This is a genomic window from Marinobacter psychrophilus (genome assembly GCF_001043175.1).
In the GTDB taxonomy this organism is placed as follows: Bacteria; Pseudomonadota; Gammaproteobacteria; order Pseudomonadales; family Oleiphilaceae; genus Marinobacter; species Marinobacter psychrophilus.
The window spans coordinates 3,572,032-3,597,166 of the sequence record NZ_CP011494.1; the positions used below are offsets into that span (position 1 = coordinate 3,572,032).

The 25,135-nt window shown below is 55.8% G+C and carries 29 protein-coding genes; 17 read left to right on the forward strand and 12 right to left on the reverse strand.

Annotated features, from left to right (window positions below; all coding sequences use genetic code 11):
• Positions 1-61 precede the first annotated feature (61 nt).
• Entirely contained in the window at positions 62-1,546 is a 1,485-nt protein-coding gene (gene mqo / locus ABA45_RS16205) for a malate dehydrogenase (quinone) (protein WP_048387872.1), read from the reverse strand.
• Positions 1,547-1,845: 299 nt separating this feature from the next.
• Between mqo and ABA45_RS16210 the strand changes: the two genes are divergently transcribed.
• Positions 1,846-2,826 carry a calcium/sodium antiporter gene (locus ABA45_RS16210; RefSeq protein WP_198147001.1) on the forward strand — a complete coding sequence of 327 codons (981 nt, stop codon included), beginning with the start codon at positions 1,846-1,848 and terminating at the stop codon, positions 2,824-2,826.
• Here ABA45_RS16210 and msrB read toward each other — a convergent pair.
• The 4 genes from msrB to ABA45_RS16230 all read right to left on the reverse strand — a co-directional run bounded on the left by msrB (position 2,823) and on the right by ABA45_RS16230 (position 7,001).
• Positions 2,823-3,254, reverse strand: a complete 432-nt coding sequence (msrB, locus tag ABA45_RS16215) for a peptide-methionine (R)-S-oxide reductase MsrB (protein WP_048387874.1) — start codon at positions 3,252-3,254, stop codon at positions 2,823-2,825. The two genes, ABA45_RS16210 and msrB, sit on opposite strands and share 4 nt — an antisense overlap.
• Before the next feature lie 11 nt (positions 3,255-3,265).
• Positions 3,266-3,928, reverse strand: coding sequence for a peptide-methionine (S)-S-oxide reductase MsrA (gene msrA / locus ABA45_RS16220; protein WP_048387875.1), 663 nt, complete (start codon positions 3,926-3,928; stop codon positions 3,266-3,268).
• A 161-nt stretch (positions 3,929-4,089) separates the two neighbouring features.
• Positions 4,090-5,472 (reverse strand): class II fumarate hydratase, encoded by a 1,383-nt coding sequence (locus tag ABA45_RS16225; RefSeq protein WP_048387877.1) that lies wholly within the window; start codon positions 5,470-5,472, stop codon positions 4,090-4,092.
• 122 nt (positions 5,473-5,594) lie between these two features.
• Complete coding sequence (locus ABA45_RS16230) at positions 5,595-7,001, reverse strand: WS/DGAT domain-containing protein (protein ID WP_048387880.1); 1,407 nt, start codon at positions 6,999-7,001, stop codon at positions 5,595-5,597.
• Positions 7,002-7,232: 231 nt separating this feature from the next.
• Here ABA45_RS16230 and ABA45_RS16235 point away from each other — a divergent pair, with 231 nt between their 5' ends.
• On the forward strand, positions 7,233-8,153 hold the full coding sequence (locus ABA45_RS16235) for an alpha/beta fold hydrolase (protein ID WP_048387881.1): 921 nt from the start codon (positions 7,233-7,235) through the stop codon (positions 8,151-8,153).
• A 93-nt stretch (positions 8,154-8,246) separates the two neighbouring features.
• A complete protein-coding gene (locus tag ABA45_RS16240; protein ID WP_048387883.1) occupies positions 8,247-8,996 on the forward strand; it encodes an FFLEELY motif protein in 750 nt (249 codons plus the stop codon).
• A gap of 19 nt (positions 8,997-9,015) precedes the next feature.
• On the opposite strand, the gene ABA45_RS16245 is transcribed toward ABA45_RS16240, so the two are convergent.
• Positions 9,016-9,294, reverse strand: coding sequence for a polyhydroxyalkanoic acid system family protein (locus tag ABA45_RS16245; RefSeq protein WP_048387884.1), 279 nt, complete (start codon positions 9,292-9,294; stop codon positions 9,016-9,018).
• 113 nt (positions 9,295-9,407) lie between these two features.
• Here ABA45_RS16245 and ubiE point away from each other — a divergent pair, with 113 nt between their 5' ends.
• The 9 genes from ubiE (at position 9,408) to ABA45_RS16290 (ending at position 15,597) form a co-directional block, all read left to right on the forward strand.
• Entirely contained in the window at positions 9,408-10,199 is a 792-nt protein-coding gene (gene ubiE / locus ABA45_RS16250; RefSeq protein WP_048387886.1) for a bifunctional demethylmenaquinone methyltransferase/2-methoxy-6-polyprenyl-1,4-benzoquinol methylase UbiE, read from the forward strand.
• A complete protein-coding gene (locus ABA45_RS16255; protein ID WP_048387887.1) occupies positions 10,199-10,861 on the forward strand; it encodes a ubiquinone biosynthesis accessory factor UbiJ in 663 nt (220 codons plus the stop codon). Before ubiE ends, ABA45_RS16255 begins: the two co-directional genes overlap by 1 nt.
• The gene (gene ubiB / locus ABA45_RS16260; protein ID WP_048387888.1) at positions 10,858-12,501 is read left to right on the forward strand and encodes a ubiquinone biosynthesis regulatory protein kinase UbiB; all 1,644 of its coding nucleotides are present in this window, start codon (positions 10,858-10,860) and stop codon (positions 12,499-12,501) included. Before ABA45_RS16255 ends, ubiB begins: the two co-directional genes overlap by 4 nt.
• A gap of 21 nt (positions 12,502-12,522) precedes the next feature.
• Positions 12,523-12,966: a phosphoribosyl-AMP cyclohydrolase gene (gene hisI, locus ABA45_RS16265; protein ID WP_048387889.1), complete on the forward strand. Its 444-nt coding sequence runs from the start codon at positions 12,523-12,525 to the stop codon at positions 12,964-12,966.
• Positions 12,959-13,288 (forward strand): phosphoribosyl-ATP diphosphatase, encoded by a 330-nt coding sequence (locus ABA45_RS16270; RefSeq protein ID WP_014872741.1) that lies wholly within the window; start codon positions 12,959-12,961, stop codon positions 13,286-13,288. Before hisI ends, ABA45_RS16270 begins: the two co-directional genes overlap by 8 nt.
• An 86-nt stretch (positions 13,289-13,374) precedes the next feature.
• A complete protein-coding gene (tatA, locus tag ABA45_RS16275) occupies positions 13,375-13,617 on the forward strand; it encodes a twin-arginine translocase TatA/TatE family subunit (RefSeq protein WP_048387892.1) in 243 nt (80 codons plus the stop codon).
• Between the two features lie 11 nt (positions 13,618-13,628).
• Complete coding sequence (gene tatB / locus ABA45_RS16280) at positions 13,629-14,096, forward strand: Sec-independent protein translocase protein TatB (protein WP_048387894.1); 468 nt, start codon at positions 13,629-13,631, stop codon at positions 14,094-14,096.
• A complete protein-coding gene (gene tatC / locus ABA45_RS16285) occupies positions 14,093-14,881 on the forward strand; it encodes a twin-arginine translocase subunit TatC (protein ID WP_048387896.1) in 789 nt (262 codons plus the stop codon). The genes tatB and tatC overlap by 4 nt, the downstream gene beginning before the upstream one ends.
• On the forward strand, positions 14,878-15,597 hold the full coding sequence (locus tag ABA45_RS16290; protein ID WP_048387898.1) for a 16S rRNA (uracil(1498)-N(3))-methyltransferase: 720 nt from the start codon (positions 14,878-14,880) through the stop codon (positions 15,595-15,597). The genes tatC and ABA45_RS16290 overlap by 4 nt, the downstream gene beginning before the upstream one ends.
• A gap of 7 nt (positions 15,598-15,604) precedes the next feature.
• Here the strand turns inward: ABA45_RS16290 and ABA45_RS16295 are convergent, their stop codons facing one another.
• From ABA45_RS16295 to ABA45_RS16315, 5 genes are all read right to left on the reverse strand, one after another.
• The gene (locus ABA45_RS16295) at positions 15,605-16,534 is read right to left on the reverse strand and encodes a DUF808 domain-containing protein (RefSeq protein ID WP_048387900.1); all 930 of its coding nucleotides are present in this window, start codon (positions 16,532-16,534) and stop codon (positions 15,605-15,607) included.
• A 23-nt stretch (positions 16,535-16,557) separates the two neighbouring features.
• On the reverse strand, positions 16,558-17,817 hold the full coding sequence (locus ABA45_RS16300; protein ID WP_048387902.1) for an FAD-dependent oxidoreductase: 1,260 nt from the start codon (positions 17,815-17,817) through the stop codon (positions 16,558-16,560).
• Positions 17,810-19,096, reverse strand: coding sequence for a 2-octaprenyl-6-methoxyphenyl hydroxylase (gene ubiH / locus ABA45_RS16305; RefSeq protein WP_048387904.1), 1,287 nt, complete (start codon positions 19,094-19,096; stop codon positions 17,810-17,812). Before ubiH ends, ABA45_RS16300 begins: the two co-directional genes overlap by 8 nt.
• Before the next feature lie 2 nt (positions 19,097-19,098).
• Positions 19,099-20,418 carry a Xaa-Pro aminopeptidase gene (gene pepP / locus ABA45_RS16310; protein WP_048387906.1) on the reverse strand — a complete coding sequence of 440 codons (1,320 nt, stop codon included), beginning with the start codon at positions 20,416-20,418 and terminating at the stop codon, positions 19,099-19,101.
• Positions 20,419-20,525: 107 nt separating this feature from the next.
• Entirely contained in the window at positions 20,526-21,134 is a 609-nt protein-coding gene (locus tag ABA45_RS16315) for a UPF0149 family protein (protein WP_048387908.1), read from the reverse strand.
• 151 nt (positions 21,135-21,285) lie between these two features.
• Between ABA45_RS16315 and ABA45_RS16320 the strand changes: the two genes are divergently transcribed.
• Positions 21,286-21,864 (forward strand): DUF2796 domain-containing protein, encoded by a 579-nt coding sequence (locus ABA45_RS16320; RefSeq protein WP_048387910.1) that lies wholly within the window; start codon positions 21,286-21,288, stop codon positions 21,862-21,864.
• A 14-nt stretch (positions 21,865-21,878) separates the two neighbouring features.
• Here ABA45_RS16320 and ABA45_RS16325 read toward each other — a convergent pair whose 3' ends face one another.
• Positions 21,879-22,337: a DUF3299 domain-containing protein gene (locus ABA45_RS16325; RefSeq protein ID WP_227506066.1), complete on the reverse strand. Its 459-nt coding sequence runs from the start codon at positions 22,335-22,337 to the stop codon at positions 21,879-21,881.
• Positions 22,338-22,474: 137 nt separating this feature from the next.
• Between ABA45_RS16325 and ABA45_RS16330 the strand changes: the two genes are divergently transcribed.
• The 4 genes from ABA45_RS16330 to ABA45_RS16345 all read left to right on the forward strand — a co-directional run bounded on the left by ABA45_RS16330 (position 22,475) and on the right by ABA45_RS16345 (position 25,113).
• The gene (locus tag ABA45_RS16330; RefSeq protein ID WP_048387914.1) at positions 22,475-23,245 is read left to right on the forward strand and encodes an ABC transporter ATP-binding protein; all 771 of its coding nucleotides are present in this window, start codon (positions 22,475-22,477) and stop codon (positions 23,243-23,245) included.
• The gene (locus ABA45_RS16335; RefSeq protein ID WP_084708374.1) at positions 23,230-24,528 is read left to right on the forward strand and encodes an ABC transporter permease; all 1,299 of its coding nucleotides are present in this window, start codon (positions 23,230-23,232) and stop codon (positions 24,526-24,528) included. Before ABA45_RS16330 ends, ABA45_RS16335 begins: the two co-directional genes overlap by 16 nt.
• A 100-nt stretch (positions 24,529-24,628) precedes the next feature.
• Positions 24,629-24,835 carry a TIGR02449 family protein gene (locus tag ABA45_RS16340; RefSeq protein WP_007348451.1) on the forward strand — a complete coding sequence of 69 codons (207 nt, stop codon included), beginning with the start codon at positions 24,629-24,631 and terminating at the stop codon, positions 24,833-24,835.
• Positions 24,835-25,113, forward strand: a complete 279-nt coding sequence (locus ABA45_RS16345) for a cell division protein ZapA (RefSeq protein WP_048387918.1) — start codon at positions 24,835-24,837, stop codon at positions 25,111-25,113. Before ABA45_RS16340 ends, ABA45_RS16345 begins: the two co-directional genes overlap by 1 nt.
• Positions 25,114-25,135: the final 22 nt, after the last annotated feature.

Sequence of the window (25,135 nt, forward strand, 5' to 3'; positions counted from 1 at the left end):
AACCGGAGCCAGCTCACCAGGCTCCGGTTTTTTTATGCGCTTGCCCCGTCAGGATTCTGCGTCACGGTTTGAGCTTAAGGGTGGTGAGCGTACGCTCACGCACTTTTAACAGCAGCTCTTCGTCCTCTTCTAAAGACTGGCCGTACGATGGCACCAAAACTTTCATGCGCGCCTGCCACTCCGGGGTTTTCATTTTCTCGGGAAAACAGCGCTGCAACACGTCGAGCATCGCGTTTGCGGCTGTTGAGGCGCCAGGCGAGGCTCCCAGCAGTGCGGCTAACGTGCCGTCTTTGGCAGCAACTATTTCAGTACCAAATTCCAGCTTGCCGCCGCCGTCTTTGGATTTTTTGATGATCTGCACCCGTTGGCCTGCGTCCTGCAAGTGCCAGTCGCCCTCGCGGGCATCCGGGAAGAAATTGCGCAGTGCGTCTACCCGGTCGCGGTGGGACTGAAACACTTCACCAATCAGATAGCGGGTCAGATCCATGTTGGACTTGCTCACCGACAACATGGGGCGCAAGTTCGACGAGCGCACCGAACTGATCAGGTCAAACACCGAACCCTGTTTCAGGAAGCGGGTGGTAAAGCCGGCAAAGGGTCCAAACAACAGGGCCGGCTCGCCGTTAATAATGCGGGTATCCAGGTGTGGCACCGACATCGGCGGCGCACCAATCGGCGCTTTACCGTAAACCTTGGAATGATGCTGTTGCACCACTTCCGGCCGGTCACACACCAACCACTGGCCGCTCACCGGAAAACCGCCATAACCTTCGGCTTCATCAATACCTGATTTCTGCAACAGGGGCAGAGCACCGCCGCCCGCACCCAGGAACACAAAGCCGGCTTCCAGTTTAGTCTGTTTACCGGTTTCCTGATTTTTGACCCTTATTTTCCAGCGCCCGTTATCGCGTTGGTCAATATAGTGCACCGAGCTGTTCAGCATTAGCTCGAAACCAGGCTGGCTTTCCAGATGCCTCACGATGCTGCGGGTCAGGGAACCGAAATCCACATCGGCGCCGTGCTTTATCCGGGTAGCCGCAACACGCTGCATGGGGTCACGGTGCTTAACGATCAGCGGCATCCACTCGGCCAGCTCTTCCGGCGACTCACTGTATTCCATTTCACGAAACAGGTGATGCGCACTCAAGCGTTCGAAGCGGCGTTTAAGGAAGGCAACGTCTTTTTCGCCCCAGACGAAGCTCTGATGCGGGGTACGGTTTATGAATTTTTTCGGATCGGGCAAGATGCCCTGCTCCACCAAGTAAGACCAAAACTGCAGCGTTACTTCGAATTGGGCGTTTATCTGCAAAGCCCGGTCGATGGCCACATCGCCCTCGTCGGTCTCGGGGGTGTAGTTCAGCTCGCAGTAGCCGGCGTGACCGGTACCTGCATTGTTCCAGCCATCAGTGCTTTCGTGGGCAATATGGCCCAGACGCTCCACCAGAACGATGTCCATGGTTGGGTCTAACTGCTTCAATGTCATGCCGAGGGTAGCGCTCATGACGCCCCCACCGACCAGCACTACGTCTGCCTGTCTTACGGCCATTGGTTGTTCACCCTAGCGAGTATTGAGCTTGTGTGCTCTTTCACGATCAGCAAAAGAGCCTGTCGGAAACCAGCCAGATGGAGATAATAATGCTGGCAACTGTTTCCTGAATGCGATGTAACGATTATCCCGGCTTTCGGCGCACTATTACACTGTAATAAGCAACGGTTGCGCGTCATGTAAAGACTCACTTGGCCCCCGGAGCCTGTCTTCGTTGTAATTGATTTTCCGGACTTTTCCAGACAATATCATCGCAAATTTAGTCTCACACCCCCAGGTTTAGTAAAGAGGTAGCAGGTATGTTACTGGCGATCGGTGCAATCATTGCCGGCTTAATTCTTCTGTTGTGGAGCGCCGACAAGTTTGTAGACGGGGCCGCAGCCGCCGCTAAGCACTGGGGCATGCCCACCTTGCTAATCGGCATGGTGATTATCGGCTTTGGCACATCGGCTCCCGAGCTGGCGGTTTCTGCTATAGCCGCGATGGAGGGCAACTCCGGCTTGGCTCTGGGCAACGGTTACGGCTCCAACATTACCAACATAGCGCTGATTGTTGGCTTAACAGCCATCATTGCGCCCATAACCGTGCATTCACAAATCATCCGCAAGGAACTACCACTGCTCGTCGGCCTTACCCTGATTGCCGGTTACCAGCTAATTGATGGCGAGCTGTCGCACACCGACGGTTGGGTTTTGCTAGCGGTTTTCGCGGCGGTGATGGGCTGGTTCATATTCCAGGGCCTGCGTAATAAAGACGACTCTGTTGAAGCTGGCCTAAAGGAAAGCGCGTTGGCTCATCCCATGCCGCTGAGAAACGCCGTTTTCTGGCTGATTGTGGGCTTGGTGCTGCTGGTCGTCAGTTCCCGAATGTTGGTTTGGGGCGCGGTTTACGTTGCCCAGAGCTTGGGCGTCAGCGATCTGGTTATTGGCCTGACCGTTGTCGCCGTTGGCACGTCTTTGCCGGAGCTGGCGTCAGCCTTGGCCGCCGTGCGCAAAAATGAACATGACCTGATTCTCGGCAACATTCTGGGTTCGGGTATTTTCAACACTCTCGCAGTGGTCGGTCTTGCCGCAACCATCAGCCCTTTGCAGGTGGACCCAGAGGTCCTCTACCGCGACTGGTCACTGATGCTGGCGCTGACCGTTGGCCTACTGCTGATGGGCTTTGGCTTTGCCGGCCGCAGCCGCATCATCAGTCGGGTAGACGGTGGTATTCTAACGCTGGTCTACGTGTCGTACACTGGCTACCTGTTAACCACCATGATACCCACCAACAGCTAAGCGCTGGCGTTTTCCTTGAACGTCAGAGCCACCGAGTTCAGGCAATAGCGCTGACCGCTGGGCGCCGGGCCGTCTGGGAAAACGTGACCCAGATGGCTGTCACAGCGCGAACAGCGCACTTCTGTGCGACGCATGCCCAATGTATCGTCTCCAATATAACGAATGTGCTGCGGATCGAAGGGCTGAAAAAAGCTGGGCCAGCCGGTACCTGAATCAAACTTGGCGTTAGAGTTAAACAACGGCAAGTCGCACAGCCGGCATTCATAAACACCCTGCTTTTTATTGTCCAGCAACGTGCCGCAAAACGGGGGCTCGGTGCCATGGTCTAACAATATTCTTCGCTCGTCGGCGCTCAGGCTAACGGCTTTGTCTTCAATCTGTTCCGCTGTTAGCGGCGTCAGATCGTATCCGGCTGCAGATTCGGCCAAAACAGTGCTCCTTACGCTTTATTCGATTGGTCGTCGGTAGATCTAGACGTTACGCCGGGCTTTAGCCGATCGCTGTATTGGTCAACCAACTTCCGCACTTTGGGTGCAGCAACCGCCATGATATAGGGCTGGCCCGGGTTGCGAGCGGCGAAGTTCTGGTGATCTGCTTCTGCTACGTAGAAGATCGCCAGCGGCTCCAGTTCCGTCACAATCGCCGAGTTGAACACGCCTGCCTGGTTCAACTGTTCGATGTAAGCCTGCGCGACCTGGCGCTGCTGTGCGGACTGATAAAAAATGGCCGAACGATACTGGGTGCCAACGTCGTTACCTTGGCGGTTACGCTGGGTAGGATCGTGAGCCACCGAAAAGAATACTTTTAGCAAGCTGCCCAATGACACCTGACTCGGATCGTATTCAACTTTGATTGCTTCAGCATGGCCCGTGGTGCCGGTGCAGACGGCATGATAGTTAGCGCTGCCAGCAGATCCACCAGTGTAACCGGATTCAACCGAGTGCACGCCGTTCATAGCAATAATGACCGCCTCTACGCACCAGAAACAGCCGCCTGCGAGTATTATCTGACCGCCGTCCTGGTCTGCGGAAAGATCCTGTTCAGGATCCGGAAATCGGCTGCGCGGCACAGTCATGCCGGGGATGCTACAGGATGTTGTCATTACTACCTCCACAAATACTTTGGTATGTGTAACGATTATTCGTTCAGTCTGATCACGCGGACCACTATTGTCTTGTCTGGAGCATCCCGTCTGAAGTGCCCCTTCTGTTTTTTCGGACTCTCAGAAGCTCAGTAGGTTCACCCATGAGCCGAAATGGACACTCACTGCTCTGCGAGCCCGCCGCGGGTCAGTTTTAACGGGTCCATAAGCTGCTCAAGCCGCTCGCGGCTGAGACCACTGCGCTCTTCGGCTACGTCAATCACTGGGCGGCCACTGGCGTAGGCTTCTTTGGCGATTTCAGACGCCAGGCTGTAACCAATTTCCGGATTCAGCGCCGTCACCAGCACGGGATTACGGCCAACACCTGCATTTAGGTGCTCGGCGTTTACAGTAAAGCCTTTTAGCGCTTTGTTACTCAGCAGACTGCTGGCATTGCTTAGCAGGCCAATCATCTCCAGCAGGTTGGCACCTACCAACGGTAACATCACGTTGAGCTGAAAATTACCAGACTGCCCAGCGTAGGCGATAGAGGCATCAAGCCCCATAATTTGTGCGCCGACCATCGCTACCGATTCGGGGATCACCGGGTTTACTTTGCCCGGCATAATGCTGCTGCCGGGCTGCAGTACCGGAAGGCTAATTTCTGACAACCCGTGAATAGGGCCACTGTTCATCCAACGTAAGTCGTTGGCAATTTTTGTCAGCACTATGCCAAGCCCACGCAGCTGCGCCGACAGCGCCACCGGCGCATCCACTGCGCTCTGTGCCACAAACTTATGGGTTAATGGCTTGAAGCCAAAGCCGGTATTGGCTTTCAAACAGCGGGTAAACTCGGGCGCAAACTCGCTAACGGCATTAATTCCGGTGCCTACAGCCGTGCCGCCCTGGGGCAACGCCAGGAGCTCATCTGCTGCACGTTCGATACGCGCCTGTGTCGCTTTTAATTGCTCGCGCCAAGTCTGAAGCTCTTGACCCAGGGTCACCGGCATTGCGTCCATCAGGTGGGTTCTGCCAGTTTTTACCTGCTCGCCGTACATGGCTTCGCGTTCGTACAGAACGCCCTGTAAATGAGTCAACGCCGGCACCAGATTCTGGTGAATTGCTATCACCGCGCTGATATGGATAGCCGACGGGATGACATCGTTAGAGCTCTGGCTCATATTTACGTGGTCGTTGGGATGAACCACCACACCACTGAGCTGGGCCAGTGTCGCGATCACCTCGTTAACATTCATATTGGTGCTGGTGCCGGAGCCGGTCTGATAACGGTCTACCGGAAACTGATCGTAGTAATCACCGGCCAGAAGCTGGTCACAGGCCAGCACAATGGCATCGCGAACCGGGCCATTAAGCAAGGCCAGGCTGGCATTCGCTTCCGCCGCGGCTTTTTTTATCTGCACCACGGCGGCAATGAACGCCGGCGGCATGGGTTGCCCGCTGACGGGGAAGTTTTCGATGGCGCGTTGGGTTTGTGCCCCCCAAAGTGCATTTTCCGGCACCCTGACCTCGCCAAGGCTGTCGCTTTCTACCCGTTCATTGCTCATGAAACTTCCTTAAAGAAGTGATGGTCTCTGCCGCACACTTGAGGATGTGCCATCCTCGGGCGCCGATCCCGATACTGTAGACACTCAACAGGTTTTTTGACAATGCGCGACGTTGTGGGGGCTCAATTGTCCAGATGGCTGACAAGCGCTTGATTCAAAGCCACCATACAATCGCTCTGAAAGCGCTGCACATCCAGGTTGGCAGAATGGTCGGCAACCACTGTCAGTCGCAGCTGGCCGGCGTAGCGGCAAGCGGTCACGCTTATTCCCGCATCGGCAACTTGCGGACTCCAGGCCACCAGCTCGTCAACCCGACAACCCGCCAAATAGCGAACCACTCCGGCACCGTCGAAACTGGCGAGTGCTGCACTGGGGCGAGCGGCAAAAGGCCATAGTGGCGTCTGTTTTATCATTTCAGGCAAAAAAGCGCTGTAGGCGGTCAGACCCCAGGTTAGCAACGGTTGCAGGCTATCGCGAAGGCGGCGAACCTCCTGTTTTATGCGATACACCCGTTCCACAAAACTGTCACCGTCTATTGGCAGCAACAACCGTTCACTGCCACTGCCATTACCAGGCTCAGACAGCGCTGGCCTTAAACTGGCGGGCAGTTGGGGACGAACATCTACTGGCAGCAACAGGTTAATTTGGGCCTGTTCCAGCGCCTGCGGGCTCAGCCCGAGCTGCGCCCGCAAAGCCACCGTTAGACAGGCCGCCAGCACGTCGCGGCTGCTAACGCCCAGCGTCTGGGCCGCCGCCTGTAAACTCGCATCGGGAATCGCCGCAGACCAACAGCACTGGCGCTGCCCGGTTAATGGCAGGCTCAGGTTGCTGGGACTGTCGTCTGGCTGGGCCAGGTAACTGCCTAACTGGCCTGCTAGCTCAAGCGCCGTGGCAGCGCTCGACCTAAAAGTCCCCGGCAGCTGCCCAACGGCGGCGGCCATCTGTACCGCGTCGTTTTCGGGTGGAGGGCCCTCGGCACCAAAAACACACTCACTCAGCCAATTTTTAGCGCACTGCAGCCAGCGCTCGAGGTCTGCCGGGTGCGCTGCACCGTAGAGTACAGGGTGTTGCTGCGGCGACGCGGTGAACAGTTGTTCCAACAGCTGCGCCAACGACGCGCTATCGGCGTAACAATGATGTATCCGCAGGAGCAACAACCCACCACCCACAGCATTGGGCGCCAACCAGAATTTCCATAATGGCCGGTAAATGGGCAGCGGCTGGCTGATAACGGCGTTTATCCAGGGCTGCTGCTGGGGTGCCGTAAAACGGTCGAGCACAATATCCAGGTGCTGGCGCACATCAAAATCTGCGCTTTTCTGCCAGCGCCAATAGCCAGCGTACGGTTCCGGGCGAAACTGAAAACGCTCCCAGGCACCCCAGTAAACATGCAAGAATTCTCGCAGGCGAGCAGCTGTCAGCCCCTGAACGCGAAGCAACACGGTGGTAACCAGCGGATTTTCCGGCCGTTCGGCAGCCAGCCAGCCTGCGTCGGCAGGCAACATCAAATGCAAAGCTTGCTGGCTCAAAATCCGCTGCCTTTTGTATAGGATGAGCTAAGTTGCGGTAATCTCGGCGAATCCTGAGGCTGAGAGTAGAACGATATTGTGCCAGACATCCACCGGCGCCTCCAGAGCCTGCTTATACCCGTCGCAAGGTAAAAGTGTTGCGCACGGCTTTACCCGCAGGCCTATAATAAGTACAGATCCGAGCCACTGTGCTGTCAATGCGGGCGCTCGCTATAACGATCAGGAGAGATTATGCAGGCAAGCCATATTCGAAAACTGATCAAACCTATCGGAAAAGCTTACGCCGAGATGTTTTCGGGCCAAGTATTTTCTATCGGCGAAGGTGCGATTTCCGTGCGCAATCACAGTGGCCCGGCCGAAAACACGGTGGTGTGTATTCACGGTTTTATGGAAAACCACTGTTATTTTACCCAAGCCTATAACGCCCCCACCACCGAACTGATCCTGATCACCTGCAGCAATTACCATGTCCCGGTTAGCGGCATTATGCCGCAGACACCCGACTGGGCAGTGGACATCAAGCATTTGGTCGGCACAATCGAATACGATGCCTGCATACTCAACCAGGCCATGCTCAATCTTATAGGCAGCAGCAATGTGCGCATTCACGGCCACTCCCGCGGTGCCGCGGTGGCACTAGAAGCTGTTCGCCAATGGCCAGAGCTTTACCACGACATAGAGCTGGTACTGGAAGCCCCGATATTACCTCAGGGCCGCGCTCACCCGCTGATGCTAGCATTACTGGAACCACTCAGCCCCAGCATGTGGCCGTGGGTTGTCCGCCTGCTGAACAGCACGTCCAATTCGGCTTACAATCAGACATTTTTTGGCAAAATGAACCGGCGCAAGAAAAAACTGCTCAGCAAGCTGTTCCACGCCACTAAAGATCACCTGACCATTGTGCGCAATATCGACAATCTGCTGGCCTGGATGGAACGCACCGACACCAGCGTTTACCAGCACATCACACGCGGCATTGTGCTGATTCCAGCTACTGACCGGGTGCTCGACCGCAACGCCATGCTGGCCAGTGCCCGCCAAGGTGGCAAAAACTTGAAGATTGTGGAAACCACGGCGCCCAGCCACTTTATTATTCTGGACGACAAAAAATGGATACCGGATTTAACACAGGTTGCGACTGCTGACGCCTGATGTTCCCAGTCGCTATTGGTGACACTTCAGCACACATCACGCTACTCGGTTACAATGCCGCCCCAGATTCAACCGCCCAGCCGGAGCCTTTTCATGTATCGCCAGCGCCTGGTTGAAACCGCCGTTCACAGCGATAACGCTCGTCAGTTGCAGTATTGGCTGCTGGCATATCATGATTTTCGTCAGGGCAACAGCCATAACCCACTGCAACAGCAAAGCGCTCAGGTGGCCAGGTGGCAGGCTGCTCGGCTGAAACAGACTCACCAAGATTTATACCAGACCCAGGGCTACCACGAGGGGCTGGAGTTTTTGCTGACGGATTTGTACGCACCCGCAGGAATGAGCCATCGCGACGACAATATCGATCGGGTTTTTCCAAAAATGGTGAAGTGGCTGCCAGACCACCAGTTACGAACCCTGGCCAGACTGGTGGAGCTCAACCTGCTGACCCAGCAACTGGACCATAATCTGGCCAGCGCACTGCACAGCCATCAGATGAGTGCCGAGGCGCTGGCAGTAGAGGACTACTGCCGGGCCTACCGTTACGCCAATGACCAACACCAGCGACTGCGCCAGATTGAACTGATCGCCGATGTGGGCCATCGCCTTGACCGCTACGTGCGCAACCGAACATTGGGATGGCTGCTGTCGATGGGCCGCGGACCGGCGGAGATGGCCAACCTGCAGGATCTGCACAGTTTTCTGCACCGCGGCTACAGCGCGTTTCGGTGTATGGCTGACGTCGGCACACTCATTGACCGGCTAGTGCTGCGTGAACAGCACATTATGGACAACATACTGGCTGGTCAGTCGCAGCCCTTTGAGCTACCCGCCTCGCTTTGATGCGAGCCGCTTTACAGCTTCAAACGCGGATAATCTGATCTAGCTGGGACTCGATTTCCTGTGCAATCCGGCCCTTCATCGGCCGCAACATAAGCCCTAGCTCCAAGTAAACGTGCAAGTCGCCGTGATTAATCGTGAGCTGGCCTTGCACTCCGCTGCGCTTGATTTTCATAACATCGCCTTCCCAAGCGTAAGTCAGAGCAAAACGGCTAGACAGATCCGCAGCCAAGGTCTCAGCCGCTTCACGTGCGTGCTGTTTGTCCAGAGTATGAGTGCGGTGAATATCAATAATGGACATAAATCAGTTTTCTCTCGCGAAATGATAGGTTTTACAGTGTAAGGCGGTATTAAACTTGTAGCCAACCCCGCAGGCGTTAGAATACGGGACTCAGATTCTGACAGGACAGTTCCATGAGCGATCAGCAAATGCCAGCCAGCGCTGCAACACCGGGCAGCCCGCAAGACGACGTCACTCATTTCGGTTTTCGCGATGTGCCAAAAAGCCAGAAAGCCGGCCAGGTAGCCGAGGTTTTTCACAGCGTTGCCGGCAAATACGACCTCATGAACGATTTGATGTCGATGGGTGTTCATCGCCTGTGGAAACGATTTACGATTGAGCTCTCTGGCGTGCGCCCGGGGCACCAGGTGCTGGACATTGCAGGCGGTACCGGTGACCTGGCCATGAAGTTTTCGGATTTGGTCGGGCCCAGCGGCAAAGTAGTATTGGCTGACATCAACGCCTCCATGTTGAAAGTCGGTCGCAGCCGCCTGACAGACCGCGGCTACGCAGGCAACATTGAATACGTGCAGGCCGATGCTGAACACTTGCCATTTCCAGACAACAGTTTTAATGCCGTATCCATCGCCTTTGGTCTACGCAACGTGACCGACAAAGACCAAGCTCTGAGGGACATGGCTCGGGTACTAAAACCCGGTGGCAAACTGATGATACTGGAGTTTTCCAAGCCCACTAACGCGCTGCTAAGCAAGGCCTATGACACCTACTCATTCACCGCTTTACCGTTTATGGGCAAGTTGATTGCCGGCGACAGCGAGAGCTACAAATACTTGGCGGAATCCATCCGTATGCATCCAGACCAGGACACCCTTAAGGCGATGATGGGGACCGCCGGCTTCGCCAACTGCAAATACCACAATATGACCGGTGGCATTGTGGCCCTGCACGTGGGAATAAAACCCTGATGTTCACTGGCCCTACCCTGCTTAGCGCTGCCAGCGCCATTGTTGAAACGGCGTTGAACCAAGCCCTGGAGTTTGACCCGGCCGGCCGCACAGCGTTGTTGGCAGCGCTGACTGCCCCGGTACAGTTTGACCTGACGACACCCATCGCATTAACCCTTACCCTGACCCAAGGCGCCAAAGGCGTGTTGGTGGGCAGCCAGCCGGCCACTCAGCCCGGCCTGGTGATTGGCGGGCCGGCTCTGGCGTTTTATACCATGGCCAGCGGCGACACAAGCGCCATTCAAGACGGCCGTTTGAGCATCAGCGGGGACACCGCTCTGGCACACCAGTTTCAGCGTGCTATTGAACAATTAAATCCGGATTGGGAGGCGGCCATGGCTCGCCATCTGGGCGATGTGCCCGCACATTTTCTGGCCAAACGCTTACGCAATGGCGTGAAGTGGAGCCGTAATGCGCGACACAGCATGGCCAGCAATCTGGAAGAATACCTGCACGAAGAAACCGGCGCCTTACCCGGCCACCGCGAGCTTGAGGCCAACTTTCAGGATATAGACGCCCTAAGCCTTAGAGTTGAGCGCCTGGCCGCTCGCGTGGCGTTCCTGCCCCAGAGCCAGCCGCCCTCTCTCCCATCTGAATCGTCTGAAAAACAGGAGAATTCGTGAGCCGTCTGCAACGCCTGTTTCGAATATTTTGGGTATTCTGCCGCTACCGACTGGATATTTTTCTGCCCCTAGCCGAGCTACCGCCAGTGCTGAAAGTCTTTTTCATACTGGCCCCCTGGCATCTGTTTCCACAACCCAAACTCGACCGCGGTGACCGTTTGCGCATTGCCCTGGAAGAGCTGGGGCCGGTGTTTGTCAAATTCGGCCAGATACTGTCCACCCGGCGCGACTTGCTGCCGGACGACATGGCCGACTCGCTGAAAACCCTGCAAGACAAAGTGCCACCGTTTCCAAGCGACAGCGCCCGTGAAATTATAGAGCGCGCGCTGGGCGCCCCTGTCACCGAGCTGTTTGCCGAATTCAGCGCAGACCCCATGGCGTCTGCATCGGTGGCTCAGGTGCACGCAGCCACGCTGAAAAACGGCCAGAAAGTGGTGGTGAAAGTACTGCGTCCGGGCATTGAAAAAACCATCCGTCAAGACCTCAGCCTAATGTACCTGATGGCCGGCCTGCTTGAAAAATACTGGGCAGAAGGCAAACGCCTGCACCCGTTGGAAGTGGTGGCTGACTACGACGCCACCATTCATGACGAGCTTGACCTGCAACGTGAAGCCGCCAACGCTAGCCAGTTGCGGCGTAACTTCGACAACTCACCGTTGATCTACATTCCCTTTATCGACTGGGAATTCACCCGCAAGCAGGTGCTGGTCATGGAGCGTATTCACGGCGTGCCCATTGCGGACGTTGCTACGCTGAACGCCGCCGGCGTGAATATGAAAGTGCTGGCCGAAAAAGGCGTGGAAATCTTTTTCACCCAAGTGTTTCGCGACAGTTTTTTTCACGCCGACATGCACCCCGGCAACATTTTTGTGGATATCTCCAACCCTGCTGACCCCCAGTACATCGCCATTGATTTTGGCATTGTCGGCACTCTGTCCCCAGACGACCAAAGCTATCTGGCCCGCAACCTGTTAGCGTTTTTTCGCCGCGATTACCGCCAGGTGGCTCAGTTACACATTCAAAGCGGATGGGTACCACCGGAAACCCGGGTTAACGAATTTGAAGCGGCTATTCGCACCGTGTGCGAACCGATTTTTGAGCGCCCATTGAAAGAAATTTCCTTTGGCCATTTTCTGCTGCGCCTGTTTCAGACTGCCCGCCGCTTCAACATGGAAGTGCAACCTCAGCTGGTGCTGCTGCAAAAAACCCTGCTGAATGTTGAGGGTCTTGGCCGCCAGCTCTATCCGGATCTGGACCTGTGGAGCACTGCGCAACCGTACCTGGAGCAATGGATGCGTAAGCGTATTGGACCATCTGGCTTTTTGAAGACTCTGCAGACCCACTTTCCGGCTTGGCTGGAACAGTCTCCGGAGATGCCGCAGCTTATTCACGATGCCTTATTGCAGTTACGAGGCGCGGGCTCCACCGAACAGCAAAACCGCAACACTCTGGCGCTATTGAAGGAACAGCAGTTGCGCAGCGAACGGCGTTGGCGCCGGGGTTTTGTAGTGGCGTTGTTAGCCGCAGCTGCGGTTGCCGCCAGCCATCCACCCAGCCAACAATGGCTCAGCGGTTTGCCGGTGTGGAGCTGGATATTGTTTATTGCCGCTGGCGCGCTGTTATTGCGCGGCAGCCGTTAACCCGCTTTTAGGACTGAACTCATGGAGCAAACACCTGCCACTGAATACCAGCCAGCCTGGCTTGACGTTATCCGCTGGACAGCAGACGGCCTGATACCCGCCATCGCTCAAGATGCCGACAGCGGCGACATACTGATGATGGCCTGGATGAACGCCGAATCGCTGCAGCTTACCGTTGCCGAAGGCCAGGCCGTGTATTGGTCACGGTCCCGCGGTAAACTCTGGCGCAAGGGCGAAAGTTCGGGCCATCAGCAGGTTATAAAAGACATCCGCCTGGATTGCGACGCTGATGTAATTTTGTTGAAGGTCGAACAAAAAGGCGGAATTGCCTGTCACACTGGTAGGCGAAGTTGCTTTTACCAATCACTGCAACACGGCCAATGGCAAAGCGTAGAGCCGGTACTGAAAGATCCGAGCGCCATTTACAACACAGCACAAAGTTTCAAGGAGCCCAACAGTGAGTGACGTATTGCAACAACTGGCGCAGGTGCTGGAAGCCCGCAAGAACGCCGATCCTGATAGCTCTTATGTGGCAAGCTTGCACGCTAAAGGGTTGAACAAAATTTTGGAAAAGGTTGGCGAGGAGTGCACTGAGACCCTACTGGCAGCCAAAGACGCCGAGCGCAGCGGAAACACTGACGAACTGATTGCCGAAACCGCCGACTTGTGGTTTCACACCTTGGTTATGCTGTCACGCCTGGGTGCCGGGCCGGAAGACATCACTCGCGAACTGGCACGGCGATTCGATCTGTCGGGCCTGGAAGAAAAAGCGTCGCGCCCGAAGTAGGGGTATCTACCTCACAAGAGGTTTTTTACACCGTCGCCAGTGGCGTACAATGTTAACCACTGAAAACATTAGAACGAGGATTCACTATGGGCATCAGTATTTGGCAACTTCTTATTGTACTCGGCATTGTTATTTTACTGTTCGGGACTAAAAAACTGCGCAATATCGGCACCGATCTTGGCGGCGCCATTCGTGGTTTTAAAAAGTCCATGACCGATGACGATGGTAAAACCGACACCTCCAATCCGGATAATCTGGAGGAAAAAGACAGTGCACAGTTTCAGCAGTCCGCTGCGGATGACAAAACCCGGGATAAAACCCAAAGCTGAGAGCCTGCTGAATGTTTGATATCGGCTTTCTTGAGCTACTGATCTGCGGCGTTATTGCTTTGCTGGTGCTGGGGCCCGAGCGCTTGCCTTCGGCTGCGCGTGCTGCCGGGCGCTGGGTAGGGTCTGCGCGACGTATGATGAGCCAATTCACCTCGGAGCTTGACCGTGAGCTAAAGGCCGAAGACTTGCGCCAAGAGCTGCGCAAAGCAGGTGATGTTGGCCTAAAAGATGTTCAAAAAACCGTCCGTGATGCCCTGAATGAAGCAAAAAAATACGAAGACATGGTCAAACCGGTGCAGAACCAGCTGGATCAGGCCAACCAAAAAGTAACGTCTGCGCTGTCTGAGCGGTGGAACGAAAATGGAACATCCTCTATCGCAAAACCCGCCGATAGCTCGCTGGAAAAAGTCCCAGAAAGCCCGGTCGACCTCAACAAACCTTCCCCCAGTTCTGGGGATGCTTTGGATACGCGTTCATGACAGAACAGACCGGGGCCGCTAACCACGTGCCCGACCAGCCTGAAATGCCGCTGATTGAACATCTACTGGAATTGCGTAACCGCCTGTTGAAAATGGTGCTAGCGGTGGTGGTGTGCTTCGCCTTTATTTACCCGTTTGCCAACGAACTTTACCTTTGGTTATCTGAACCTATCCGCAGCCTTCTGCCGGTAGGCCAGAGCATGATTGCCACCGATGTTACCTCGCCGTTTTTTGCCCCTCTAAAGCTGGCCCTGGTGCTGGCAGTGTTTGCCGCCATCCCGGTCATTCTGTACCAGCTTTGGAGCTTTATCGCCCCGGGCCTATACGCCCATGAGAAAAAAATAGCCTTCCCACTGCTATTCTCGTCCGTGCTGCTGTTCTATCTGGGCGCTGCTTTTGCCTACTACGTGGTGTTTCCACTGGTTTTTGGCTTCTTTACCTCGGTTGGTCCTGAGGGCATCGTGGAAATGCCAGACATCACCAGCTATCTGAATTTCGTGTTGAAGATGTTCTTTGCCTTTGGCGTGGCGTTCGAGATTCCAATTGCCACCATCCTGCTGATTATTACCGGCATCACCACGCCGGATGACTTGGCGGCCAAGCGCCCTTATGTAGTCGTTGGTTGCTTTATTATCGGCATGCTGCTGACCCCGCCGGACATTATCTCGCAAACCTTGCTGGCACTGCCCATGTGGATTTTGTTTGAACTCGGCATCCTGTTCGGCCGCCTGATGAAGCGCAGGGGTGTAGGTACCAGCGAGGAAAAAGAGACTGGCAGCGAATGAATCTGGCTCTGCTTTTCACTGCAGATTTCATTTCTACCGATACCGTGCGTTTGAGCGATCGCCGCTTGGAGCACTTACGCAGCATTCGTAAAATCGCCGTGGGCGATAGCGTGCCGGTGGGTCAAGTGAACGGCAATATCGGGGCGGGCCGGGTTACCAACCTGACTGCGCACTACGCCGAACTTCACGTCAGCCTTGACCAAGCCCCACCACAGCCTCTGCCACTGACACTGATGCTGGCCATGCCGCGGCCCAAAATGTTCCGTCGCACGCTTCAAACCTGCGCCACCCTGGGCATAAAAGATCTGTGGCTGATCAACAGTTACAAGGTGGAAAAAAGTTTTTGGCAGACCCCATGGCTGCAAGAGCCAGCGTTGCATGACAACTTGGTGCTGGGGCTGGAACAAGCTCGCGACACATTGATGCCAAAAGTGCACATCCGCAAACTGTTCAAGCCCTTTGTGGAAGACGAGTTACCAGCGCTTTTGGCCGGTAAACAGGCACTGGTGGCGCATCCCGGCAGTGCACAGCCTTGCCCTGTGCACCTGCCTGGCCCGGCGGCCCTTTGCATTGGCCCCGAAGGTGGCTTCACCGATTACGAAGTGGATAAACTGCAGCAGGCAGGGTGCCAGGCAGTGCATCTGGGCCAACGCATACTGCGGGTAGAAACCGCCGTGCCAGTGCTGGTCAGCCGGTTGTTTGACGGTTGTTTGTAAGCTTGTCCTAACCGTCAGCTCTGCTAAGCTTCCGGCTTTTAAATTGCCTCAGCAGTGGCGTCAGCACCGCTACCAGCAACAACCCCGCGACCAGACCGAACAGACCGTTGGCCAACATCGGTACTACTGCTCCGGTCATCTCTCCCAAGCCTTCGGCAAAACGCTCAATACCGTGGCCGATGGCGGAAAAACCATGGGTAAGAATACCCCCGCCCACCAGAAACATGGCAACGGTGCCAAGGACCGACAGGGTTTTCATCATATAAGGCGCAAACCACAGAATACCGTGACCCAGATTTTGCGCCAGGGCGCTGTCTTTTTTAGTCAGGTACAGACCGCCATCGTCCAGTTTTACGATACCCGCCACCAAACCGTAGACACCCACCGTAATCATTAACGCTACCACCGACAGCACGGCGAACTGCATGCCGATGGGCTGTTGAGTCACTGTACCAAGGGTAATCGCAATGATTTCTGCCGACAAAACAAAGTCGGTGCGAATGGCGCCCTTTATTTTGTCTTTTTCCACTTTTTTCAGATCGACTTGCGGGTTTTTCAGGGCTTCTTTCAAGTCTTTTTTATGCTGATCGTGTTCGGCTTTGTGCAAAAACCGGTGCACCAGTTTTTCCGCGCCCTCGTAACACAGAAAGGCACCTCCGAGCATCAGCAAAGGGGTCACCAACCAGGGCACAAAAAAACTGATGGCCACCGCCCCAGGCACCAGAATTGCCTTGTTCAGCAGTGACCCTTTCGCCACCGCCCACACCACTGGCAACTCCCGCGAGGGCTTTACGCCGGCAACCTGTTGCGCGTTCAGCGCCAAGTCATCACCCAGCACTCCGACGGTTTTTTTGGTGGCAACCTTGGTCATCAACGATACATCGTCAAGAATGGTGGCGATGTCGTCAATCAGTGCAAACAGGCTGCTACCGGCCATGGATTATTCTCTGTTTAAAACGTTTAGTCCCTTAGACCCATAGCTTCGGTGGCCAGCCGGTTTTTCAGGGGTGCCAACTGGTTAAGCCAGTTCATGCCCTGATTGCGCAGCCACCGTAACGGCAGTTCGTCGCGGCCAAACAGCTGTTTCAAACCTTCCATGGCTGCCATCATGGTCAAATTTTCCGATTTACGGCGGCGTTGGTAGCGCCCCAGCACCAGCGCATCGCCAGGGTTCAAGCCCAGCTTGCGGGCACGCTTTAATTCCTCCAGCAATACTGCCACGTCGCCATAACCCAGGTTGGCACCCTGGCCCGCCAACGGGTGAATACTGTGCGCAGCGTCGCCCACCAGCGCGAAGCCTGGTGCTGTGTAATTCATCGCGTGGCGCTGGCGCAGAGGGAAGGTAAAGCGACGGGAAATCGCTTCAACCGAATCTTCCGGCAGCTCGATTGCCCTCGCCAGTTCGGCGTTGAAAGCAACGTCGTCCAGCGCCATCAGGCGCCGGGCTTCAAGAGTGTCTTGGGACCACACAATCGAACAAAAATGTTCGTCGCCGTTGTCAGCCTGCAACGGCAGAAATGCCAGCGGGCCAGTGCGGGAGAAACTTTGCCGCGCGGTGTACTGGTGCATCTGCTTGCTGCGCACCGTGGCCACAATGGCCTGTTGATCATAATCCCATTCGCGGGTAGGCAGGCCAACTAGCTGACGCAACCGTGATTGCGCGCCGTCTGCGGCTACCACCAATCGCGCCCGCAGGTGCTGGCCATCTTCCAGGCAAATACCGGGTGCATTTCCACCTTCTCCATCCGGCCCGTTCGCCAGCCAGCCAGCAACCTTGGCGCCACTAAAAATGGTCGCCGGGCTGGTTTCCAAAGCATTAAACAGGGCCCGTACAATATGGCGATTTTCGACAATCGTGCCCAGCGCTTCGGCGCGCATCTCTGCGGCGTCGAATTCGATGCGCCCAGTGCCTTCGGCGTCCCACACGGTCATCGTCTGGTAAGGACAGTGGCGGCCTGCTGCCACTTCTGCCCAAGCACCAAGCCCTTCCAACAACCGCTGGCTGGCCCTGGAAATGGCGCTCACACGGGGTTCGAAATCATCAACACCGGTCGCTGGCTGCGCAGCGGACTGCAACTTCGCCACCGGGCTGGACTCAACCAGAACAACGTGCCAACCCTGTTGCGCCAACCCCAAAGCCAGGGCCGACCCCACCATACCGCCACCAACAATCATAATGTCCGCCACGGCGGGCGTTTTTGAGCTGTGCGCTTCAGTCATGGTTCAACGCCTTGCTATTATCAAAGCCGGGGCGCTGAATGCGGGCTTTGCGACCGCCCAGGCCCATGGCGTTTCCTGCGAACCAGCGTTTTGCTGCGGGCAATAAATCTAACCCCATCAAACCGGCATTTCTGGCCGCCGTGAGCGGTGCCAACGGCGAGCCAAAAATCTGTATCAGGGAGTCGGAAAAACCAGCGGTTTGCACGCGGTCGCTCCGGTGTAATTGCTGGTAACGCTGCAATACTGCAAGCTCGCCGGGGTTGCTGCCTTGCTCACCGGCCAGGCGGAATTGCTCCACCAGCGTCATCAATCCGCGCAGGGCCAGATTAAAACCCTGGCCCGCCACCGGGTGCAAACTGTGGGCGGCGTTGCCCACCAAGGCAACGCCCGGACGCACCGGATTGTCTACCAGCGTCAGCGCCAGCGGGTAGTGATTGCACTCGCCAATGCGGGTGAAGCGCCCCAGGCGCCAGCCAAATCGTTTCTGTAAACGCGTGCATTTATCGGCATCTGGCATGGCCAACACCTCTTTCAACTCGGAGTCCGATAAGGTCCACACCAGCGCCGACTGATGGCTCGCGCGCGTTGGCGAACCATGGGGTAGCAATGCCATAGGACCGCTGTCGGTGAAGCGCTCGTAGGCAGAAAACTGATGACTGTCGGCGGTGGTTACATTGGCAATTAACGCATTCTGGCCGTAGGGCTGGTGACGAACCTGAAACCCCAGGCGCTCACGCAAATCGGAGCGGCCGCCGTCAGCGACTACCAGGCAGCGCGCGCTCAGTTCCCTTGTTTCACCTGCGGTGGTTACCGTCACGCGCACATTGTCACCGTGGCAAGTCATGTCAGTCACTTCCGCCGGCGCCAACCATTGCACCTGCGTTTTTAACAGCTCACGCACCAAACACAAGCCCATCCAGCGGTTATCCACGACGTAGCCCAAGGCATCCTGGCGGTATTCTGCGGCGTGCAGGCGGGCAGCACCAAAATGACCGCGGTCCGATACGTGAATGTGATGTATAGGGGCGGCGTGCTGGGCCAGCGCAGGCCACAAACCAAGCTGGTCATAAATCATCTTGGAGCCCCAGGCTAAGGCGGTGGAGCGCGCATCATAGCTGGGCTGGTAGCTGCTTGGTTCAGCATTGCTGGCGAGGGGAAAAGTCTCCGCCACGGTGACACGCAGTTGTGGCACCATGCGCGCCAGCGCCAAAGCCAAGGTCGCGCCGGCTAAACCTCCGCCGGCAATCAGGACATCAGTATCCGTATCGTTTGCCGTCACGCTCAGCCCGCCATTAATGCTTCAATTTCGTCGATTGTTTTTGGCACGCCGTTAGTCAGCACGCGGCAGCCGTCTTTGGTGACAACCACGTCGTCTTCGATACGAATGCCAATTCCGCGCCAGCGCTCATCCACGTCGGTGTTACTCGGTGACACGTACAGCCCGGGCTCCACCGTCATAACCATGCCCGGCTCCAGCTGGCGCCAGACACCACCCACCTTGTAGTCACCTACATCGTGCACATCCAACCCTAACCAATGGCCGGTGCGGTGCATGAAAAACGGTTTAAACGTTTCATTGGCGATGGCGTCATCCAGTGGCCCAGCAATCAGGCCCAAATCAATCAGGCCCTGGGTAAGCACATTCAGCGCCGCTTCGTGGGGCTGGTTCCAGTGATTGCCCGGCCGCACGACATCAATCGCGGCAAACTGGGCATTCAACACCACGTTGTAAAGCGCCTTTTGAGGCTCACTGAAATGGCCGCTCACCGGAAACGTGCGAGTAATGTCCGAGGCGTAGCATTCCAGTTCGCAGCCAGCGTCGATCAACACCAGATCGCCGTTGTTCAGGGACTCGCTGTTCTCGATGTAATGCAGAATGCAGCCGTTCACGCCGCCACCCACAATGGATGGATACGCCGTCTCGCGGGTGCCGTGCTGGCGGAACGTATGAATCAGTTCGGCTTCGAGATGATATTCACCCAGCCCCTCGCGAGCGAGTTTCATGGCGTTGCAGTGGGCCTGAGCCGAGATTTCACCAGCCTTGGCCATCACTTTGATTTCGTTTGCGCTTTTATAAAGACGCAAATCGTGCAAAAGATGCTCTACCGCCGCAAATTCGCCAGGGGGGCGAGCGCCGGTGCGCACCTTGCTGCGAATCACTTTTACCCAGTCCATAACACGGGTGTCAAAGCCACGGTCTTTACCCAACGGGTAATAAATGCGGCTGCGGCCCTCAATCAGGCCCGGCAGGATGTCGTCGATGTCACCAATCGGGAACGCATCGTCTACGCCGTAACGCTCAACGGCGCCTTCCTGGCCCACTAAAAAGCCGTCCCACTGTTCTTTCAAAGGGTCGCGCTCTTTGCAGAACAACACCGATTCGCCATGAGCGCGCCCGGGAATCAACACCAACACCGAATCAGGCTCGCCAAAGCCGGTTAAATAATGAAAATCGCTGTCTTGGCGAAACGGGTGCAAAACGTCGCGATTACGCACACGTTCTGGCGCCGAAGGCAGAATGGCAATGCTTTCCGGCGCCATGTGGTCCATCAGCTTACGGCGGCGCTCGGCAAATTCCTTTACAGGTATCATCGACGTCATACAGTCTCCAACCATTAAAATGTTCAGGGCCAAGACGGTCCTTTTTTCTCATGAGTTCTGGTACACACTCGTAAGCTTCAGTGAGTCTTGATGAGACCTAATGAGACCTAATGAAGAGTAGGGGGCGTCTTGGCCGGTTGTTCCGGCTCATTAAACTCGGTAAACACGGCCAACGCACCCAATCTGACATACTCGGTAATTTCTACCAGCTGCTGATCGTTTTCTTCGCTCGCGTCCTCTTCGTCAGACAGTTGGCTGATGGCGACCATGTCTTCCATCAGCTCGCGGATTTCCTCCGGCGCCTCGCCCAGCGACTCACCTGCCGCCAGTGCCATGCCCGCCAGAAAGCCGCGCACCCACGAAATTAACGATTCCAACCTTTGCTCAAGCGCATAATCATCATCTGGAAGCAGGGGCTGAAAACTCATATCCATACTGCTCAGCTGTGCCAGAGCCTGCTGGTAAATACCCGCGGCGAATACCCTAAGCTCAGGCGACTCTTCCAACGCTGTCGAAGCCAGTCCGATATGTTCGCACACCACGGCGGCACACTCGTCTTCTTGCATACGCCCACCAGCGGCGAAACGACCACACAGAACACCGTGTAACTCAGACGGGTGGCTGAACGCTTTGTGCGCTAGAAACACATTGGCCCAGCGCTCGAATTCCGCAGAAATCTCGATATTTGGAGCAGCGGAAGCATCGGATAAAGACATGGAAAAACCCTAATAGGTGAATAATAAAGATTGCCGTTATCCTAGCATTGCAGCGTCTGCATGGCACTTTCTGTTGCCTTAAAGCACATTTTGTTGCTTTTTCATCGCACTCGGTGAAAGATGTTATAACATAACTTCACAGGAACCCGTCATGACGCCCCGCAACCCTTCAACATTTCTGAAATCCATAAACTCTCTGAATGTTGCCATTGGCCTCTGCCTTTGCGCGTTGGCCACCACCAGCATGGCCAGCGAACAGCAACCACACCAACACGGCCACGCCCAATTGCAGATGGCGGTGGAGAACAACAACGTTGACCTGATTCTGACCAGCCCCGCCTACAACCTGCTGGGATTCGAACATGAACCACGCACCGAGCAACAAAAACAGACCCTGGAAAACGCTAGGCAGTGGCTAACGACCCAGGCACTGATTGCGCCCGCCGGAGGCAACTGCACGGTGGAATCGGCCAGCATGGACTTCAACGCAAAAGCGGCGGAACAAGATCATCACGATCACGACCACCATTACGATGAAACCATGAACGAACACGCCAATATAGAAGTCAGTCAGGTGCTCAACTGCAAAAGTGCGGATATCGGCGGCCAGCTTACAACCCCGTTGATCGCCCAATTTCCGGAAATACAAGAACTGGACGTGGAGTGGGTAACCAACAGCAGCCAGGGCAGCGCAAAACTGAGTTCATCCGATAACCAATTCCAGCTCTGAAAAGCTCAAAAGCATCAATACTCATAAGGATAAATTGACTCTACCGCCATCGAATAAGACGAAGTCCCGATCACATTCTCGGTACGATCGATCAAAATCGTGCCCTCAACCCAGACCGGATCGTAGAGCGCAGTCAGCTCGAAGCCTTTTTTGTACTTCATATGGATAAGCTGATTGGGTGGCGGCGGTGGCACATGAATACAGGCACCAAAATAAGGCACCAGGAAAAACTCCAGAATGCGCATATCCTCTGTCGTTTTCAGTGGCACCACGAAACCCGGAATACGACCCCGGGTATTGGCCATGGCCGTTACCACACGCCCGGTCATGATCTCGTCCGGCAGCAAGGGCGGGCCCTCGCCGTCGTGGACAATTTCCGGCATGCTCTCAAGCAGTGCCAAATCCTCTGCCGGCATCAAATCCAGCCAATCAATCTCCGGTAGCTCCGCATGCGCCAAAGGTAAAAATACCATGAGCAGCAACCCCAAGGGCAAAGCAAAACAGCGTCGAACACAACTCAGTCTTTGCAACTTATTAGCCATGTATCCGTTTAACCCCGCCAAACTGTGGATTGAAAAAAGTTATCATACACCCACCAGAATCAATCACCATGACCAAAACGACAGCCACCATGATCACACCAGACTCTGACAGCGCAAGCGCTCCGCTTATCCTGCCATCTCTACAAATCCGAGAGCTGACCTTTCGTTGGCAGTCCCGCCAGCCTGCCCTGACCTTTCCGGATATCACTCTGGACGCAGGCAACCACCTGTTTTTACGCGGGGCCAGCGGCAGCGGTAAAAGCACCTTGCTGGGGCTTCTGGCCGGGCTAAACAGCGCAGACAACGGCGAAATCCGCCTGTTAGGAAAGTCCATAGGAGCCCTCGACCCCTCAGCACGGGATCGTTTCCGCGCCGACCATATCGGTGTGATCTTTCAGCAGTTCAATCTGGTGCCCTATCTGACCGCGCTGGCTAATGTCATTCTTCCCTGTCAGCTTTCCCCCGTTCGCCGTGACCGCATCAGCTCAGGAACCCGCACGTCAGACACCCGGGCCGCTATTCACGCCAAAGCAAAAACACTTCTGACAGCGCTCTCCATTCCCCGGGAATTACATAGCCGCAAACCCACGCAGCTGAGCATTGGTCAGCAGCAGCGGGTTGCGGCAGCCCGCGCGCTGATGGGCGCGCCGGAGCTGATTCTGGCTGATGAGCCCACTTCAGCGCTGGACAGCAACAACCGCGATCGCTTTATGCAGTTGCTGCTGGAAATGGCACAGCAGAATAAAACCTCGGTGGTGTTTGTCAGCCACGACCCGGCCCTGGCACACCATTTTCACCACCAGATTGAACTGGAGCAGCCATCATGGCTATCCTCATGACCACCCGCATGACAGCCTACCTTGCTCTAACACTCACCAAATCCAGCCTCTGGCACCGCCGGCGAATACTGTTGCTGGTTACCCTCACCCTCACCCTCAGCGTGAGCCTGCTGCTCGGAATCCAGTACGTACGCAGCGAAATTCGCCAGTCGTTCACCAACACCATCAGCAATACAGATTTGATCATCGGCGCCCGCAGCGGTCAGTTGAACCTGTTGCTATACAGCGTGTTTCACATTGGCGATGCAACGAACAACCTGAGCTGGCAAAGTTATCAAACCCTTAAAGATGACCAGCGCTTAAGCTGGCTGATCCCCATTTCCCTGGGCGACAGCTACAACGGCCATCGCGTGGTCGCAACCACCAGCGCCATGTTCGAGCACTTTCGCTATGGCCGCAGCCAGCCGCTGACACTGCAGCGCGGCCAGTGGTTCAACGATCTGTTCGAGGTGGTACTGGGCGCCGATGTCGCTCGTGCTTTCAATCATAGTGTTGGCGACCAACTCATTATGGGCCACGGCGGTGGCCGCATAAGCTTCGCTCGCCACGACAGCACGCCGTTTACCGTAGCCGGCGTGCTTGATGCCACAGGCACGCCGGTAGACCAGGCGGTTTATATCAGCCTGGACAGCATGGAAGCCATGCATGTGGGCTGGGAGTCTGGCGTGGGCATTCCCGGGCGCACGCTAACCCTGGAGCAGGCCAAACAGCGCAATTTTACCCCATCCAACATTACCGCCGCATTTGCCGGCGTAGAACGCAAAGTACTGACTTTTCGTATCCAGCGCGACATCAACACCTATGGTGAAGAGCCGCTAACCGCCATACTTCCCGGCGTTGCTCTGAGCGAGCTCTGGCGCTTATTGGGCCAGTTTGAAAAAGCGCTGTTGGGCATCACCGGCTTTGTGGTCGTAGTATGTCTGATCAGCCTGGCCACGGTACTGCTGACATTACAGGCCCAACGATCAGCCGAAATCGCCATACTTCGTGCAACCGGCGCCTCTGCCGGTTTAATTGCCAGCCTTTACCTGCTGGAATCATTGGCAATCGCGCTGTTGGCCTGCGTTTTAGCGTTGGCGCTGGGCGCTGCCGGTATAGCCGCCGTCAGCCCTTGGCTGCAAGCCAACTACGGCGTTTTGCTGACACTGCGCCCACTGAATCCGGACGAGTGGATTCTGCTGGCAGCGGTGCCAGTTGCCGCACTGGTGATTGGTTTGATGCCAGCGCTGAGCGCCTGGCGCCGCGGCCGGCGGCCGGGCTGGCAAGTATTGGACGACGTCTGAAATCTTTGCCCAAACGGGGATAACAGAGCTGTAAATTGACCGGTATCCCATGCGCACTTATAGTTAGCAGTTCTTATCACCCATCGAGATCAGGCGCCCCATGGAACAGCCCGAAGTACAGGTGTTGGCGGACAAGCTGGATCAGCTTCTTGAACGTTACGGCAAGCTTGAGCTGGAAAACCAGGCACTAAAAACACGCCAGGAAGACTGGATTCGCGAGCGAGCTCAGCTGGTTCACAAGAACGACCTCGCAAAAACCAAACTTGAAGCCATGATAGGCCGCCTGCGGGCATTGGAGCAGCATTAATGTCCACCAAATCTACGTTTGAGGTGAAAATTCTCGACAAGGAATACCTGGTTACCTGCCCCGAACAGGAACAAGAGGCATTGTTGCGATCGGCACGACATCTGGACCGTAAAATGCGGGAGATCCGTAACAGCGGCAAGGTGTTTGGCACCGAACGAATTGCGGTGATGGCGGCGCTGAATATCACCAACGAAATGTTGGAGCGCGACACCATGTCAGAAGGCAGCAGCACGTTGCTAAAGGCTATGGACGACAAGCTGAACATCGCCCTAAAATAAAAAAATTTTATAAAACAGCAAC

Coding starts and splice junctions, on each gene's coding strand:
- mqo (WP_048387872.1), bottom strand. CDS start 1,546: ATGGCCGTAAGACAGGCAGACGTAGTGCTGGTCGGTGGGGGCGTCATG.
- ABA45_RS16210 (WP_198147001.1), top strand. CDS start 1,846: ATGTTACTGGCGATCGGTGCAATCATTGCCGGCTTAATTCTTCTGTTG.
- msrA (WP_048387875.1), bottom strand. CDS start 3,928: ATGACAACATCCTGTAGCATCCCCGGCATGACTGTGCCGCGCAGCCGA.
- ABA45_RS16225 (WP_048387877.1), bottom strand. CDS start 5,472: ATGAGCAATGAACGGGTAGAAAGCGACAGCCTTGGCGAGGTCAGGGTG.
- ABA45_RS16235 (WP_048387881.1), top strand. CDS start 7,233: ATGCAGGCAAGCCATATTCGAAAACTGATCAAACCTATCGGAAAAGCT.
- ABA45_RS16240 (WP_048387883.1), top strand. CDS start 8,247: ATGTATCGCCAGCGCCTGGTTGAAACCGCCGTTCACAGCGATAACGCT.
- ABA45_RS16245 (WP_048387884.1), bottom strand. CDS start 9,294: ATGTCCATTATTGATATTCACCGCACTCATACTCTGGACAAACAGCAC.
- ubiE (WP_048387886.1), top strand. CDS start 9,408: ATGAGCGATCAGCAAATGCCAGCCAGCGCTGCAACACCGGGCAGCCCG.
- ABA45_RS16255 (WP_048387887.1), top strand. CDS start 10,199: ATGTTCACTGGCCCTACCCTGCTTAGCGCTGCCAGCGCCATTGTTGAA.
- hisI (WP_048387889.1), top strand. CDS start 12,523: ATGGAGCAAACACCTGCCACTGAATACCAGCCAGCCTGGCTTGACGTT.
- tatA (WP_048387892.1), top strand. CDS start 13,375: ATGGGCATCAGTATTTGGCAACTTCTTATTGTACTCGGCATTGTTATT.
- tatB (WP_048387894.1), top strand. CDS start 13,629: ATGTTTGATATCGGCTTTCTTGAGCTACTGATCTGCGGCGTTATTGCT.
- tatC (WP_048387896.1), top strand. CDS start 14,093: ATGACAGAACAGACCGGGGCCGCTAACCACGTGCCCGACCAGCCTGAA.
- ABA45_RS16290 (WP_048387898.1), top strand. CDS start 14,878: ATGAATCTGGCTCTGCTTTTCACTGCAGATTTCATTTCTACCGATACC.
- ABA45_RS16295 (WP_048387900.1), bottom strand. CDS start 16,534: ATGGCCGGTAGCAGCCTGTTTGCACTGATTGACGACATCGCCACCATT.
- ABA45_RS16300 (WP_048387902.1), bottom strand. CDS start 17,817: ATGACTGAAGCGCACAGCTCAAAAACGCCCGCCGTGGCGGACATTATG.
- pepP (WP_048387906.1), bottom strand. CDS start 20,418: ATGACGTCGATGATACCTGTAAAGGAATTTGCCGAGCGCCGCCGTAAG.
- ABA45_RS16315 (WP_048387908.1), bottom strand. CDS start 21,134: ATGTCTTTATCCGATGCTTCCGCTGCTCCAAATATCGAGATTTCTGCG.
- ABA45_RS16320 (WP_048387910.1), top strand. CDS start 21,286: ATGACGCCCCGCAACCCTTCAACATTTCTGAAATCCATAAACTCTCTG.
- ABA45_RS16325 (WP_227506066.1), bottom strand. CDS start 22,337: ATGGTATTTTTACCTTTGGCGCATGCGGAGCTACCGGAGATTGATTGG.
- ABA45_RS16330 (WP_048387914.1), top strand. CDS start 22,475: ATGACCAAAACGACAGCCACCATGATCACACCAGACTCTGACAGCGCA.
- ABA45_RS16335 (WP_084708374.1), top strand. CDS start 23,230: ATGGCTATCCTCATGACCACCCGCATGACAGCCTACCTTGCTCTAACA.
- ABA45_RS16340 (WP_007348451.1), top strand. CDS start 24,629: ATGGAACAGCCCGAAGTACAGGTGTTGGCGGACAAGCTGGATCAGCTT.
- ABA45_RS16345 (WP_048387918.1), top strand. CDS start 24,835: ATGTCCACCAAATCTACGTTTGAGGTGAAAATTCTCGACAAGGAATAC.